This is a genomic window from Nitrobacter vulgaris (genome assembly GCF_031453995.1).
In the GTDB taxonomy this organism is placed as follows: domain Bacteria; phylum Pseudomonadota; class Alphaproteobacteria; order Rhizobiales; family Xanthobacteraceae; genus Nitrobacter; species Nitrobacter vulgaris.
Genome location: NZ_JAVDPZ010000002.1, coordinates 95,976 through 110,689, shown reverse-complemented (window position 1 = coordinate 110,689; position 14,714 = coordinate 95,976). Strand labels below are relative to the sequence as shown.

Annotated in this window: 10 protein-coding genes; 6 read left to right on the top strand and 4 right to left on the bottom strand. The window is 60.0% G+C overall.

Annotated features, from left to right (window positions below; all coding sequences use genetic code 11):
- Positions 1–35 precede the first annotated feature (35 nt).
- Positions 36–1,517 carry a Fe-S cluster assembly protein SufB gene (gene sufB / locus GGQ85_RS01540; RefSeq protein WP_079446805.1) on the bottom strand — a complete coding sequence of 494 codons (1,482 nt, stop codon included), beginning with the start codon at positions 1,515–1,517 and terminating at the stop codon, positions 36–38.
- An 81-nt stretch (positions 1,518–1,598) separates the two neighbouring features.
- A complete protein-coding gene (locus tag GGQ85_RS01535; protein ID WP_309773185.1) occupies positions 1,599–2,759 on the bottom strand; it encodes a cysteine desulfurase family protein in 1,161 nt (386 codons plus the stop codon).
- A gap of 196 nt (positions 2,760–2,955) precedes the next feature.
- On the opposite strand from GGQ85_RS01535, the gene GGQ85_RS01530 reads away from it, so the two are divergent.
- The gene (locus GGQ85_RS01530) at positions 2,956–3,603 is read left to right on the top strand and encodes an alpha/beta hydrolase (RefSeq protein ID WP_079446807.1); all 648 of its coding nucleotides are present in this window, start codon (positions 2,956–2,958) and stop codon (positions 3,601–3,603) included.
- Positions 3,604–3,715: 112 nt separating this feature from the next.
- Here GGQ85_RS01530 and GGQ85_RS01525 read toward each other — a convergent pair whose 3' ends face one another.
- Complete coding sequence (locus GGQ85_RS01525; protein WP_309773183.1) at positions 3,716–4,816, bottom strand: anhydro-N-acetylmuramic acid kinase; 1,101 nt, start codon at positions 4,814–4,816, stop codon at positions 3,716–3,718.
- Between the two features lie 158 nt (positions 4,817–4,974).
- On the opposite strand from GGQ85_RS01525, the gene tyrS reads away from it, so the two are divergent.
- Positions 4,975–6,228 carry a tyrosine--tRNA ligase gene (gene tyrS, locus GGQ85_RS01520; RefSeq protein WP_309773021.1) on the top strand — a complete coding sequence of 418 codons (1,254 nt, stop codon included), beginning with the start codon at positions 4,975–4,977 and terminating at the stop codon, positions 6,226–6,228.
- A 64-nt stretch (positions 6,229–6,292) separates the two neighbouring features.
- Here the strand turns inward: tyrS and GGQ85_RS01515 are convergent, their stop codons facing one another.
- Entirely contained in the window at positions 6,293–9,925 is a 3,633-nt protein-coding gene (locus tag GGQ85_RS01515; RefSeq protein WP_309773019.1) for a YhdP family protein, read from the bottom strand.
- 294 nt (positions 9,926–10,219) lie between these two features.
- Here GGQ85_RS01515 and GGQ85_RS01510 point away from each other — a divergent pair, with 294 nt between their 5' ends.
- The 4 genes from GGQ85_RS01510 to GGQ85_RS01495 all read left to right on the top strand — a co-directional run bounded on the left by GGQ85_RS01510 (position 10,220) and on the right by GGQ85_RS01495 (position 14,676).
- Positions 10,220–10,837 (top strand): peroxiredoxin, encoded by a 618-nt coding sequence (locus GGQ85_RS01510; RefSeq protein ID WP_309773017.1) that lies wholly within the window; start codon positions 10,220–10,222, stop codon positions 10,835–10,837.
- A gap of 101 nt (positions 10,838–10,938) precedes the next feature.
- A complete protein-coding gene (locus GGQ85_RS01505; protein ID WP_309773015.1) occupies positions 10,939–12,303 on the top strand; it encodes a M23 family metallopeptidase in 1,365 nt (454 codons plus the stop codon).
- Positions 12,304–12,519: 216 nt separating this feature from the next.
- Complete coding sequence (locus tag GGQ85_RS01500; protein ID WP_158081522.1) at positions 12,520–12,693, top strand: hypothetical protein; 174 nt, start codon at positions 12,520–12,522, stop codon at positions 12,691–12,693.
- Between the two features lie 102 nt (positions 12,694–12,795).
- Positions 12,796–14,676 (top strand): ABC-F family ATP-binding cassette domain-containing protein, encoded by a 1,881-nt coding sequence (locus GGQ85_RS01495; RefSeq protein ID WP_309773011.1) that lies wholly within the window; start codon positions 12,796–12,798, stop codon positions 14,674–14,676.
- Positions 14,677–14,714 lie beyond the last annotated feature (38 nt).

Genomic DNA, 14,714 nt, shown 5'->3' with positions numbered 1-14,714 from the left:
AAGCCGACTTTGAAGCGAGCTCGCAGTGACGTGGGTTAACCCACACTTCCTTCGAGCGAGATCGAGATCAACTTCTGAGCCTCGACCGCGAATTCCATCGGCAACTGCTGCAGCACGTCTCTCACGAAGCCATTGACGACGAGGCCGACGGCCTCTTCCTGCGACAGTCCGCGTTGGACGCAATAGAACAGCACGTCTTCCGAAATCTTCGACGTCGTCGCCTCATGCTCGAACAGCGCCGAGGTGTTCTTGGCCTCGATGTACGGCACCGTGTGGGCGCCGCATTTGTCGCCGATCAGAAGCGAGTCGCAGGCGGTGAAGTTGCGCGCATTGGTCGCCTTGCGGTGCGCCGTGACGAGACCTCGATAGGTGTTCTGCGACTTTCCTGCCGCGATGCCCTTGGAGATGATCCTGCTCGTGGTGTTCTTGCCGAGATGCAGCATCTTGGTGCCGCTGTCGACCTGCTGGTAGCCATTGGAGATGGCGATCGAGTAGAACTCGCCGCGTGAATTGTCGCCCCGCAGGATGCAGCTCGGATATTTCCAGGTGATGGCGGAGCCAGTCTCGACCTGAGTCCACGAAATTTTCGAACGCGCGCCGCGACAGTCGCCACGCTTGGTGACGAAATTGAAGATGCCGCCCTTGCCTTCGGAGTTGCCCGGGTACCAGTTCTGCACCGTCGAATACTTGATCTCGGCATCGTCGAGCGTCACCAGTTCGACGACCGCGGCATGCAACTGGTTCTCGTCGCGCTGCGGCGCCGTGCAGCCCTCGAGATAGCTGACATAGGCCCCCTTGTCGGCGATGATAAGCGTACGCTCGAACTGGCCGGTGTTGCGCTCGTTAATGCGGAAGTAGGTCGACAGCTCCATCGGACAACGAACGCCCGGCGGGATGTAGACGAACGAGCCGTCGGAGAACACCGCCGAATTCAGCGTCGCGAAGAAATTGTCGGAGGTCGGCACCACGCTGCCGAGATACTGCTTCACCAATTCCGGATGCTGCTGAATAGCATGCGAGATCGGCATGAAGATCACGCCGGCTTTCTTCAGCTCCTCCTGGAAGGTGGTCGCCACCGAGACCGAGTCGAACACGGCATCGACCGCGACTTTCCGCTCACCCTCGGGGCGAACAACGCCTTCCAGCGCCTCGACCTCGCGCAAGGGAATGCCAAGCTTCTCGTAGGTCTTCAGGATCTCCGGATCGATCTCGTCGAGCGAGGCGATCTCTTTCTTCGGCTTCGGCGCGGAATAATAATAAAGATCCTGATAATCGATCTTCGGGTAGTCCACCCGCGCCCAGGTCGGCTCCTGCATGGTGAGCCAGCGGCGGTAGGCCTCAAGCCTCCACTCCAGCATCCATGCGGGCTCGTTTTTCTTTGCGGAAATAAACCGGATGGTGTCTTCGGACAGTCCCTTAGGGGCCTTCTCGGACTCGATGATCGTCTCGAATCCATACCGGTATTGATCGACGTCGATCTGGCGAACCCGATCGACCGTCTCTTGTACGGCTGCCATTCCTACCTCCGCTCGCGGTTTCAAGGACCGCGGTGGATTGAATTCTTGGTGGCTTGCTGCAATTCTAAGGAAGAAACCGTCTTAGAATGGTTCAAGCCCTGTTTCGTCTCTCCTTAGTAGTGCACCTGAAAGCTTTCGCCAAGTCTTAATAGCCCGATCGACGTCTGCCTCCGTGGTCTCCCAGCCCAGAGAGAACCGTAATGCGCTTCTGGTCATTTCCGGGCCGTACCCCATTGCTTCCAGCACATGCGATGGCTGCACTTTGCCCGACGAGCACGCGGAACCTGATGAGACGGCCACCCCCTCAAGGTCAAATCTGATCACGGCCGTCTCCGCTTTCAAGGTAGGCACACCGAAAAGTGTCGTATTCGGTAGGCGCGCAATCTCCTGCGAGAAGATCACGCTGCCTGGCGTTTGCCTCAAGCCGTCCTCAAGCCGGTTGCGCAGGGTTTGAACTCGGGCCATGTCTGTAGTGCGGCCTGTTTCTGCCGCCATCACAGCGGCCCCGAAGCCCGCGATGCCGGGCACATTCTCCGTCCCGGCACGGCCACCCTGCTCCTGACCGCCTCCCCTTATCAACGCACTCGGACGGATCTGGTTCTCCGCGAAAACCAATGCGCCCATCCCTTTCGGACCACCGACTTTGTGCGCAGAAATTGATAGAAGGTCGATATTCAATTCTTTGATATCAATATGAATTTTTCCGATAGCCTGAACCGCGTCAACGTGCAGCAGGCCACCTGCTTCGTGGACCAGATGAGCCGCTTCGGCGACTGGCTGAATGGCGCCGGTTTCATTATTGGCCAACATGATCGAGACCAGCGCCGGAGATCCCTGCGCGAGCAATGTTCGCAAGGCGTCGAGATCCACCAATCCCGAGCGATGGACCGGCAGGCGCGCAACCCGATCCAGCGCAAACCGGCCCCCTGCTAGGACCGAGGCGTGTTCTATGGATGAAACTATAAGATTATCAATATCTTGTCTATGTTTGCCGCTACTGGGCGTTAACGCCAAGGTGTTGGCTTCTGTCCCGCCTGACGTAAAGATAACGTTGTGGGGTCGGCCTCCTACTGCATCCGCGACGCTAACCCGCGCATCTTCTACTAGCCCCCGCGCTCGCCTGCCTTCCGCGTGAACGGATGAAGGATTGCCGAAGAGGTCCCATGCCGCGGCCATTGCGGCGCGTGCCTCGCGCCGAAGCGGCGCGGTTGCGTTCCAGTCAAGATAAGTTCGCTCTTGCATGTGGTTGCGACCATACGACATTTTCGGCGGATGCGGACATAGCCGCGCAAGATGCTTGCTTTTCGCCCCTCGCCCTATGCTAGAACGCGGCGGTGTTCACTGGCCACTTTCTGCACTGCCGTGCGGTGGCCTGTTGCCTCGTCGTCAGGCTACGAACAGAACCAGCCCGTGGGCGGCCGACTTGCCAAGGATTCCGATGCCTGAAGTCATTTTTACCGGTCCTGCCGGCCGTCTCGAAGGTCGCTATCATCCGGCGAAGCAGAAAAATGCCCCGATAGCGATGGTCCTGCATCCGCACCCCCAGTTTCGTGGCAGCATGAACCATCCGATCGTCTATCAAGTCTACTATGCTTTCGTGGCGCGAGGTTTTTCTGTGCTGCGTTTCAATTTTCGCGGCGTCGGCCGTAGCCAGGGCTCGTTCGACCACGGCACCGGCGAATTGTCGGACGCCGCGGCGGCACTCGACTGGGCGCAGACTATAAACCCGGAGGCACGGGCCTGTTGGGTGGCCGGGTTTTCCTTTGGCGCCTGGATCGGAATGCAGTTGCTGATGCGCCGGCCCGAGGTGGAAGGCTTCATCTCGATCGCACCTGAGCCTAACCGCTACGATTTCTCGTTTCTGGCGCCCTGCCCATCGTCGGGCCTCATCGTCCATGGCGAGAAGGATATCGTCGCGCCCGCGAAGGATGTCACGACGCTGGTGGAGAAATTGAAGACCCAGAAGGGCATCGTGATCGATCAGCAAACCATTCCAGGTGCGAACCATTTCTTCGAGGACAGGATGGAGCCGTTGATGGAGACGGTTACCAGCTACCTCGATATGAGACTCGCCAACATCCGATAGCTCATCACGGCGAAGCCGGACCCCCTTGCAAGGCCCACCCTCGTTACGATCCCGGTTCCGCGCAGCAATTGCTTGTTGGCCCCGCCTCGGACTCACATCGGCAGGCGACGGCTCAGGGTCGCACGATCACGCCTCCGGTCATCGGCACCGGCACCCCGGTGGTCGCCGGATAGCTCAACGGCAAGCCTTTCAGGCCTCTCGCCGCGAGATAGCCGAAGGCTTGCGCCTCCATCGCATCGATCGACCAACCGAAGGCATCTGCGGGCTCGACCGTTGCAGGCGCAATTCTTTCCCGCAGCATCTCAAGCATGATTGGATTGCGGGCGCCGCCGCCAGCGACGATCCACTTTTCTGGCATCTTCGGCAGCAGCGGAATAATCCGCGCTATGGCCGCTGCGGTGAAGGCCGTCAGGGTTGCGGCACCATCGGCCGGCATCATGTCGTGCAGGACGAGCGAAGCGAAATCGTTGCGGTCGAGAGATTTGGGTGGGGGCAGCGTGAAGAATGGGTGCTTCAAGGCGCGTGCGATCCAGTCCGCGTCGGGATGGCCCTCTGCCGCCAGCCGGCCGTCGCGGTCGAACGGCTGGCCTGTCACGCGGAGCATGAAATCATCGAGGAGCGCGTTGCCCGGTCCGGTATCGCAGGCGATCAATGCATCGGCGCCGTCGATATAGGTGATGTTGGAAACGCCACCGATATTGACCACGCAGATCGGTCCCTCGCAACTGAGCGATTCCGCCAGCGCGCGATGATAGGCAGGGACGAATGGCGCGCCCTGGCCGCCCGCGGCTACGTCGGCCGCGCGAAAATCGTGCATTACCGGAACGCGGATCGCTTTCGCCAAGGCCGCCGCGTCACCGATCTGCACGGTCAGCCGCTGAGCGGGCCGATGCAGCACGGTCTGACCGTGGAAGCCGACGATATCGATATCCTCCCATACGATGCGGTTTTGCGCGATGAACGCCGCAACGGCTTCGGCGTGCGCCAAGGTCACGGCGCGCTCGGCTTCGCCGATTACGCCCGGCCGCGCGTCGCGCCGCGACAAACTGACAGCCTCCGCGAGCGCCTCACGCAACAAACCGCGCTCGAAATCCGTGTAGGGACGATAACCGGTCGGCCCGAACGCGGCTACTCGCTCACCGTCGGTTTCGATCAAGGCGACATCGATGCCGTCCAGAGAGGTACCGCTCATCAGACCGATTGCCGTCATCATCGCCTTGCGGTCTCCAGTTGCCTTCTGCGGGCCGGCTTGTGCCGAACGCACACTTCTTATAATGGCACACAGCGAAGCCTGGCGGCGGTGTCCGGCCATGATCCACCGGAATCGAGTTTGCGACAGAGCCTAACAAGAACGATCGGGGTCCTATAGCCATGGCCGCCTTCAAGTCCGATTTTCTCAACATCCTTCAGGAACGAGGCTTCATTCATCAGTGCTCCGACCTCGAGGGTCTTGATACGTTGGCCGCAAAAGGCGAGGCAACGGCTTACGTCGGCTACGATTGCACCGCGCCGTCGCTGCACATCGGCAACTACCTGACCATGATGATGCTCTACTGGCTCCAGCAGAGCGGCAACAAACCGATCACGCTAATGGGTGGCGGAACCACCATGGTCGGCGATCCCTCCGGCAAGGATGAATCGCGCGCGATCCGCAGCGTAGAGGAAATCGAGTCCAACAAGGCTAGCATTCGCGGCGTATTCGCCAAGGTGCTGCGTTACGGTTCGGGCGCGAGCGACGCGGTGATGCTGGACAACGCCGAGTGGCTGACCAAGCTCAACTGGATCGAGATGTTGCGTGACATCGGTCGGCATTTCTCGGTCAATCGCATGCTGACGATGGACTCCGTTCGCCTCCGCCTTGAGCGCGAACAGGAGATGAGCTTCATCGAATTCAACTACATGATCTGCCAGGCTTATGACTTCGTCGAACTGTCGCGCCGGGCCGGCTGCCGGTTGCAGATGGGCGGCTCGGATCAGTGGGGCAATATCGTCAATGGCGTCGATCTCGGCCGCCGTATGGGAACGCCTCAGTTGTTCGCCCTGACGACGCCGTTATTGACGACGGCATCGGGCGCGAAGATGGGAAAGACCGCGCAAGGCGCCGTCTGGCTCAATGCGGACGCCTTCAGCCCTTACGATTTCTGGCAATACTGGCGCAACGTCGAGGACGCCGACGTCGTCAAATTTCTGAAACTGTTCACGATCCTGCCGATGGGCGAGATCACGAAACTGGCTGCGTTGCGGGACGCCGAGATCAACGAGGCCAAAAAAGTGCTCGCGACCGAGGCGACCGCGCTTCTGCATGGTCGCCCCGAGGCTGAGAAAGCTGCCGACACTGCGCGCACGACCTTCGAGCAAGGTGCGATCGCCGAGAGTCTTCCCACGCTGGATATTTCGCAGAGCGAGCTTGCAAGCGGCACAGGCGTGCTCGCGCTGTTCGTAAAGGCGGGTCTTGTCGCCTCAAACGGCGAAGCGCGTCGCCAGATCAAGGGTGGCGGTCTTCGCATCAACGATGTCGTCGTCGCTGATGAAAAGATGATACTGACACCGGACCATCTTACACCCGAAGGCGTGATCAAGCTCTCAATGGGCAAGAAACGCCACGTGCTGCTGCGGCCTGCATAGCGTGCCTGGAGGTACGGATTGTTTTTCGTCGTAGCTGCGTTCAAGCAGCCGATTTGGCAAACGTTCAGTTGCCGCTCGTTGACGGAAACTCGATCTGGTTAGCCGTTTTTCCGGTCTGGAATTCAAAAATCTTGCGTACCAGCCCGGGCGCCATGGCCGAGATCGGGTTGACGCGCAGTTGCGGTTGCCCCGGGGATCCTACCACCTCATAGGTCACGCCGATCAGCCCCTCGTCGCTGCCGCCGCCAAGGATCAGCCCGACGACCGGAAGCTGCCCAAAAATGTTGTTGAGCCCGTACATCGGGACGAACGTGCCGCTCATGCGAACTTCGTTGGCAGGATAGTCGATCTGGCCTTCGATGGTTGCGCCGATGGTCGGCCCTTTGACGACGCCGTCGCGGACCGTGAGTTGTCCGTTCTGCCGGGTGAACTCCGCGCGCAGACGCGAAAATGAAATACCGTTCTGAGCGGTCCGAGGACCACCCGCCACGGCGCGATCCAGAGCCGCTTCGCCCTTGATCGCGAAATCGCGAACGTTGATCAGGCCTTGCTTGGCCCGAGGCTCAGCGGTGGGAGGATCCATGGCCAGCGCAAGCTGACCGCCAAACATTTTTCCGTAGGTATCGGTAAAGCGGAAGAATGCGCCCGCGTCGTCGGTCTCGATCAGAATGACGTCGCGGCCCTGCGGGCGCCCGCGCAGATCGCCCGACAGGGACGTGTTACGTCCGATCTTGCCGCTCATGGTGAGGCTACGGACCGATCCATTACGCCGGGCCATCTTCACGTCCGCGCTGCGAACGGCTTCGCCGTAAAACCCGGCGACGGCGCCGATCTTCAGGTCGATGTCGAAATCGACGCTCTTGGACTTGCTTTTGGCGTCGGCCTGCTTTCCCGAGATCGTCGATTTGAGAAAGCCGCGGCCGTCGAACACGTCGCCGCGCATGACGACCTTCATCACGCCGTCCGAGTTTCGCTCCACCTTCAGAGTAGCTCTGTCACCTTCTGACGGCGCGTAAACCGGGAAGTTCACATTCAACAGATCGCCGTTTTGATCGACCTCCAACGATCCCTTTATCATGACGCCGCTGCCGTCGATAACGATGTCCTCTAGACGCGTGGATTGCGCTTTATGCACGACATTAAACGTCGCGTGCCCTGACTTTCCCGGTAGCTTGACCCAGCCGGGCAGAACGTTGTCGAGTTTCAAGGATGTGAGATCGGCATCGATGGCGAATTTGCTGTCCCTGTCGCGGCTAATCTTCCCGACCAGCTTGATAGGAATCGAACCGGTCGCTCCTGCGCCGAGATCAACTCCGAGTTTTGCGCGGCTCGCGTCATCCAGCGTGGTCTGCAATTTGATGTCTGCATCGCCCGTGGCCGGCTTGCGGTAGTCCAGCGAAGCAGGCTGGCCGTTGATCTTGACGTCGCCCTTGACCTGGTACCCCTCGTTGTTGGCGGCTACCTTTAACGTGCTCGCTTCAAGCTTCTGATTCATGACTAGCTTGTCGGCGGCAAAACCCGTGAGATCCGCAGTGATGGAATAAGTGGTGTCCTCCTTGGTGATCTTTCGCGTGAGCGGCAGGCCCAAAGCGATCTGTGCCGCAACCGTCCCCTTGCTGGAATTAGGATCGATTAAATTATCGGTGAATTCGCGGAGGCGGTCTGAGACGAGAATTTCGGCGGCTGCGGGTACCGGAGCATCGATTCTGAATTTCACTCTTGCCAGAGCGGGTTTGGGTGCCAAATCCGGCACCTCGAAAACGACGTCGGAAATGTTGAGCTTTCGGCCGGACGGAGTATCGGCGGCGGCCTGCCCGATCGTTACCGTCGCGGTTCTTCCTGTCACCCGCGCCTTTAAGTCGGCGTCATGGACCGAGGGCATTTCATCAACGGGATGCAGGGTCACATTGCGAGCAACGATGTCAACCGAAAGCCCGTCATCCGGCATCGGCGGCCCGCGTCGCGATAGGTTGTGAAGCGGCGAATTTACGCCGATTTCAATGCGCTGGAGAGAGCCTCGATCAATTCGCCCAATAACCCATTCGCGCAACTCCGGCACGATCAGAGCCGGCCACATACTCTTGAGGGCGGCGGCTGACATCGGCGTCCCGGCAAAGCCCAGCTTCAGGCTTGGTGCGCCCGAATAGTCGATGCTGCCGGTGCCTGCAACGCCGATTTCGCCGTTGCTGATATCGGCTTGAGTCAGAATGACCTGCTTGTGTTCTGTGTCGAAACGCAGGTTGATCGCAATGCGATTGAGGATCAGAGGCGCTTCGCCATCGAAGCCGGCGAGCACGATTGTGCCGCCGCTCAAACCCATCTGCCAGTCCGGAATATTGCCATTCGGAGGCTGGAGGCGGGCGAGCAGCGTAATTCTATTTTCGCCGGACACCATCTTGAACGGTGCCACCAGGACACGCCGTCCCGAATCCCATTCCATGTTCATTTCGATCTCATCGATCGCCATGGGATAATCCGGCGTGTCAGAGTCGATGATCGTGCCTTTGCCGGCGACAAGACTGCCGCGCAGATACGTGGGCAAGCCGTCGCGACCAATCTCGCCCTTCAGTTCGCCACTGAGCGGCATGTCGGCGCTGTAAGTGAGGTCCTTGATGCGAAGAGCCAGCAAAATGTTCTTTGCTGGAATGCCAGCGGCTTGGAGATCAATCGGACGGACACCATTCGCGGGCGGTCCGACCGTGACGTGAAGCGACCACCCCTTGCTGCCGCCTTCGCTGACAGTGAATGCGACGCCGCCCGTGCCCGGCCTGCGAAGACTCAGGCTGATGTTGCTAAAGCTCCAACGGTTGCCGCGCTGCTGGTCGTCAACCACCAGTCTCCCGTTCTTTAGACCGATCTCGTTGAGATTTTGGCCATCAAGCCCCCTTACGCCGAGGCTGTCGAGCCATTCCAACCCCGCCAACAAGGTGCTCGCGTTGCCGCCGTCTTCTGAAATCGGCGGCACTGCGGTCGGGGCGTCGGGGAATTGTTGCGTTCCTTGTGTCGGCAACGATGTTTCGGAGGATACGGCTGTCGATGGCAAGTCAGATCGTCGCGTTGGCGCGACGCCCGTGGCAAGCGGCTTAGCGTTATCACCTGTCGAAACAGTGACTTGGCCGTCCGACGTAATTCTGACCGCAAGTTCGGCGTCGACCAGATTGAGACTTTCGGCACGTAACCGGCCGGTCAACAGCGCTATACCAGACAGTCTAACCTCGGCCTTGGGTGCGCTCGCGATGATGACATGATCGCGGTCACGGACGACGACGTCACGAATACGAACCGCGATACGAATTCTCCCGGCCCGCTCGATTTGCGTGCCGCCAATTTCCACCGTGTTGTCGTGACCAATGTTTTCCTCGATCGCAGCGACAAGCCAAGGTGTCATCATGTCGAGATTGACGGGACCAGCGCCGAGACGCCACCAGAGCGCACCGAACCCGCCCGCGAACATGATCGTCAGGACCAAGCCGGTGATCGCGAGCCGTCTGACCCAGCGTTCTCCCGCCAGCCAGTTTCTGAATTTCACGAATCGGTCGCCGACTCTGTGGAATCTGGAATCCGACCGCGACAGCAATTGACGTATGCGACGATTTTGGAGTTCGTCGTCGTCCTCGTCCCAGCCGGCACCCTCTCCTTGCGAGACCTGATGATCGCCGTGCAATTTCGGATTTCGTATCGGCGTCTTTTTAGCCATTGCCTCTCAGTGCCCGCTTGGTCGGGAGCTTTCGCCCTTATCGGTCCGCGCGCCGCTTCCGGACGAACGTTCCTGTGATGGCCCTTCGGCTAATCCCCGATTTGGCGTGTTACGCGTCATCCGGCTCCTGGTGCCCACTTGAACAGAATGTGGGGCGGACAACTCGTCGAATTCCTTGTAACCGAACCCGCGGTCGGCAGTCATGCACAGCGGCGGCGGTCTGACCGATTCGCCCTCGGCGCCTGCCGCAGTTGAACGGATACTGAGCGTTGGAAAGCGACGAAAGGAAGGCGTATGTCCAAGAAGATACGCAAGAAATCCTCCAAGTCGGACAGTTCTGGGACTGCCCGGGCTGCGACGGTCAACCGCATAAAACCAGCTCGCAACGTCGATATGACAGCGAGCGGGAAGCTCAAATCACGCCTGACTTCGCCCTTCTCACAAGCAGGTGAGTTTGCGGAAGGCTCCCTGGCGCCACCATTCAAACTCCCGAGGGAAGACGGCACCCACGTTTCGCTTGCCGATTTCGCCGGGACGAAGCTCGTGATTTTCTTCTATCCGCGCGCAGGCACTCCGGGCTGCACCAGGGAGGCCATGGATTTCACACGGCTGGCAAAAGAGTTCGCGGCCAGTGGAACGACTGTGATGGGCGTGTCATCCGACTCCGTAAAGGCTCAGGAATCGTTTCGAAACAAGCATAAGCTGTCCACTCCTCTTGTTTCGGACGAAAAGCACGACATGTTGGAAGCATATAACGCCTGGGGCGAAAAATCCATGTATGGCAAAACCTTCACCGGCGTTCTTCGTACAACCGTGCTGGTGGACGAAGCCGGACGGATCGCTCGTATCTGGCGCCGCGTCAAGGTCGAAGGTCACGCTGACGAGGTACTCGCGGCAGCGCGCCGACTGTAAAAGCAGCACCGCCATTTTCCGAAAATTAACCATGAATGGTTCAAATCAGCATCGAAGTTGAGCCGTCCGAAGCCCTGTTTCAGGTCGGCACAGGAGTATCGATGCCGTACCGTTCCAGTCAGTGCGCCGAGTACCCGCCGCATCGCACCCACGATCATGATCGACATCCTTCGCGCTACGCGGCAGCGGCTAGCTTGCCGGGAATGAGGGAAAAGCGGAGCGGTTACACTTTTGCTCATGGCGGCAGACAGGTTCGGTTTGGCCCGGTCGTGTTCTGGATTGCGGTCGGAACCGTCACGCTGCTCGGGATCTGGTCGGCTGCGACTGCGACCTATTTCGCCTTCCGCGATGATGTGCTGACGCGGCTCATCGCGCGGCAGGCGGACATGCAATATGCCTACGAAGATCGCATTGCCGAATTGCGCTCGCGGGTCGATCGTACCACCAGCCGTCAATTGATCGATCAGGAACAGTTCGAGAGAAAGCTCGACGAGATCATGCGCCGTCAGACGGTGCTTGAATCTCGCGCAAGTGCCCTGAGTGCCATATCTGAGGTTTCAGTAACGGGGTCAATCAAAGGGTCGGCCCGGAAGGCGGGAAACGACGCTGACGCAGGCTCATCGCGGTCTGAAAAGCCCTCCCCGATCAACGATACTACTACTTTCGAGGCGCTACCCGATCGAGGCGCGCCCCTTGACTTTCGCCAGCCGGCCAATGCCCGTGCAAAACCGGTCCCGCTCATGAACGTCACCGGCGAGGACAACAGGCTCTTGCAGTTGAAATCGTCGCTCGATCGGGTCGAGAGCCGTCAGATCGCCGAATTGAGTTCGATCGCGGATGGTATGGATTCCCGCCTGCACCGGATGCGTGGAGTTTTCTCCGATCTCGGACTGAGCGTGGCGAAGATGGCGACCGCCACGCTGTATCCCGGCACGGGTGGGCCCTATGTGCCTGTCAAGCTGCGATCCGATTCTGATCCGTTCGAGCGTCAGCTTTACCGCGTCAACCTGACGCGTGCGCAGATCGACCGGCTGGATCGCGCGCTCGCCCTTGTTCCCTATCGCAAGCCGGTCGTGGGAGAGCTTGAATTCACGTCCGGTTTCGGCGTTCGCGTCGATCCGTTCGTTGGGCGACCGGCAATGCACACCGGGCTCGATTTTCGCGCTACGGCGGGAAACCCCGTGCGGACGACGGCGAACGGAAAGGTCATCTCCGCGAACTGGACGGGTGGCTATGGCCGGATGGTCGAGGTGGATCATGGCAATGGCTTGTCGACCCGCTACGGTCACCTTTCGGAAATCGATGTGAAGATCGGCCAAACCGTCAAGGCCGGACAGGTCATCGGTGAGGTCGGATCGACGGGCCGTTCGACAGGTCCGCACCTGCACTACGAAACAAGGATCGACGGGGAAGCCGTCGATCCTCAGAAATTTCTGCGAGCGGGCACGCGCTTGAACAATGGCTAGCCGAGAATGACGACTTGCTCGGCCCCGGTTTTGGTGTACGCGGGGCCGGGCCCCGGCCTCCGATTTCCGAAGACCCTGGCCCGTCTAAACGTTTGATTTCCACATCGGCTGTTATCCTCGGGCTTGCAGATACTGCACGCGATAGGCCATATCCCCGAAACAATTTACCGCTTCGGGGCTTAATCCTATAGCGCACCGCAGGGACACCGAACCACAATGCCCGACCGAATCGCCGAAAGCGCCGATCGGATTGATCCGCAGACCAGCAAAGAGGTCGCGAAAGCGATCGGTGAGCGGCTGCGAACCGACCTGCGGCCGGAAGAGCCGGAACTACCTTTCCGGCTTCAGGTGCTGTTGCAGCAGCTGAGTGCGCAGGACGGCCACGGCTGACCTCCTTACGCTGGTCTCGTTTCGGTTGAAGCCTTCGCCGTATTTGCTCCCGAACGCCCACAAACGAGTTGCGTTTGGCCGGCGCAGCGGTGAAAAACATCCATGCTGTCCATCACCGATATTTCGATCCGCATCGCCGGACGGCTGCTGATCGACCATAGCTCTGTTCAGATCGTGCCCGGCGCTCGTGTCGGCTTTGTCGGGCGTAACGGTGTCGGAAAATCGACGCTGTTCCATGCCATACGCGGTGAGCTACCGACCGAAACGGGGACCATTGCCGTTCCGCCGCGCTGGCGCGTCGGTAGCCTCGCACAAGAAGCTCCCGACGGCCCTGAAAGCCTGATCGAGGTGGTGCTGAAGGCCGACATCGAACGCCACGCGCTGCTGCATGAAGCCGAAATTGCTCGCGATCCACACCGCATCGCCGACATCCAGACGCGTCTCGTCGATATCGACGCCCATTCCGCACCCGCACGCGCGGCGTCGATCCTGAGCGGTCTCGGATTTTCAACGGCGGACCAGGCCCGCCCCTGTTCGGAATTCTCAGGCGGCTGGCGTATGCGCGTCGCGCTCGCGGCAACCCTCTTTGCTGCACCCGATTTGTTGCTGTTGGATGAGCCGACCAATTACCTCGATCTCGAAGGAACGCTCTGGCTGGAAGATCACCTCGCGCACTACCCGCGTACGGTCATCATCATCAGCCACGACCGCGACCTGCTCGACACATCCGTCGATCAGATCCTGCACCTCGATCGCGGCAAGCTCACTCTCCACAAGGGCACCTACTCCTCGTTCGAGGACCAGCGCGCTGCCCGCGAGATGCTCGACGCCAAGCACGCCAGGCGGCAGGCCGACGAACGCAAGCGGCTTCAAGATTTCGTCGATCGCTTCAAGGCCAAGGCCTCGAAGGCACGCCAGGCGCAGTCGCGCGTGAAGATGCTCGAGCGCATGAAGCCCGTGACGGCGCTGGTGACACAAGACGTGCGCGAGATTTCGTTTCCCGTGCCGGACAAGCTGTTGTCGCCGCCGATCATTGCCGTTGACGAGGCAGTCGTAGGTTACGATCGGGAATCGCCAGTCCTCAAGCGCGTAACCTTGCGGATCGACGAGGACGATCGCATCGCCCTGCTCGGCGCCAACGGCAACGGCAAGTCCACCCTCGTCAAACTGCTCGCCGGCAAGCTGCAACCGTTCGCCGGCAAAGTGGTGCGCGCCGACAAGCTATCGATCGGCTATTTCGCCCAGCATCAGACCGACGAACTGGACCTCGACGGCTCGCCCTACGATCATGTGCGGCGACTGATGTCAGATGCCCCCGAAACAAAAATTCGCGCTCGCGTGGGAGGCATCGGCTTTTCAGGCAAGGCGGGCGACACCCTTGTTCGAAGCCTTTCGGGTGGCGAAAAAGCGCGCCTTTTACTCGGGCTTGCGACGTTCTTCGCCCCCAACATGATCATTCTTGACGAACCGACCAACCATCTCGATATCGACAGTCGGGCCGCGCTTGCCGAAGCAATCAACGAATATCCCGGTGCTGTCATTATGGTCTCGCATGACCGCTATCTAATTGAGGCCTGCGCCGACCGGCTGTGGGTTGTGGCAGACCGCGCCGTTACTCCTTACGACGGGGACCTCGACGATTACCGCCGCGCGGTTTTGTCGGCACGCGGCCTCCGCACAAACGGTCGCGACCGCGGGTCGTCTGGCGAGCGCGACGACGGCCGTGACAAGCCGCGGCGCGAGAGGATCGAACGGCGCGCGCCGCTCAAACAGAAGATTACGGCCGCCGAGGCCGAGATCGAGCGAATCACCGGCATCATCGAAAAAATCGACGTCGCCCTTGCGTTGCCGGATCTGTTCAAGCGCGAGCCCAAACAGGCGGCGCAACTCACAAAGGCACGGGCCAGCGCGGTCGACGCCCTGCAGCGCGCCGAGGAGGAATGGCTGGAGGCCAGCTCGTCCTACGATAACGCCCCAAGCTGACGGAAACCGTTGCTGAAAAACTTTAGTGTTTTCGAGCG

Excerpts from the sequence above, each read along its gene's own strand:
- GGQ85_RS01505 (WP_309773015.1), top strand. The coding sequence starts at position 10,939 with ATGCCGTACCGTTCCAGTCAGTGCGCCGAGTACCCGCCGCATCGCACC.
- tyrS (WP_309773021.1), top strand. The coding sequence starts at position 4,975 with ATGGCCGCCTTCAAGTCCGATTTTCTCAACATCCTTCAGGAACGAGGC.
- GGQ85_RS01515 (WP_309773019.1), bottom strand. The coding sequence starts at position 9,925 with ATGGCTAAAAAGACGCCGATACGAAATCCGAAATTGCACGGCGATCAT.
- GGQ85_RS01530 (WP_079446807.1), top strand. The coding sequence starts at position 2,956 with ATGCCTGAAGTCATTTTTACCGGTCCTGCCGGCCGTCTCGAAGGTCGC.
- GGQ85_RS01535 (WP_309773185.1), bottom strand. The coding sequence starts at position 2,759 with ATGCAAGAGCGAACTTATCTTGACTGGAACGCAACCGCGCCGCTTCGG.
- GGQ85_RS01510 (WP_309773017.1), top strand. The coding sequence starts at position 10,220 with ATGTCCAAGAAGATACGCAAGAAATCCTCCAAGTCGGACAGTTCTGGG.
- GGQ85_RS01495 (WP_309773011.1), top strand. The coding sequence starts at position 12,796 with ATGCTGTCCATCACCGATATTTCGATCCGCATCGCCGGACGGCTGCTG.
- sufB (WP_079446805.1), bottom strand. The coding sequence starts at position 1,517 with ATGGCAGCCGTACAAGAGACGGTCGATCGGGTTCGCCAGATCGACGTC.
- GGQ85_RS01500 (WP_158081522.1), top strand. The coding sequence starts at position 12,520 with ATGCCCGACCGAATCGCCGAAAGCGCCGATCGGATTGATCCGCAGACC.
- GGQ85_RS01525 (WP_309773183.1), bottom strand. The coding sequence starts at position 4,816 with ATGATGACGGCAATCGGTCTGATGAGCGGTACCTCTCTGGACGGCATC.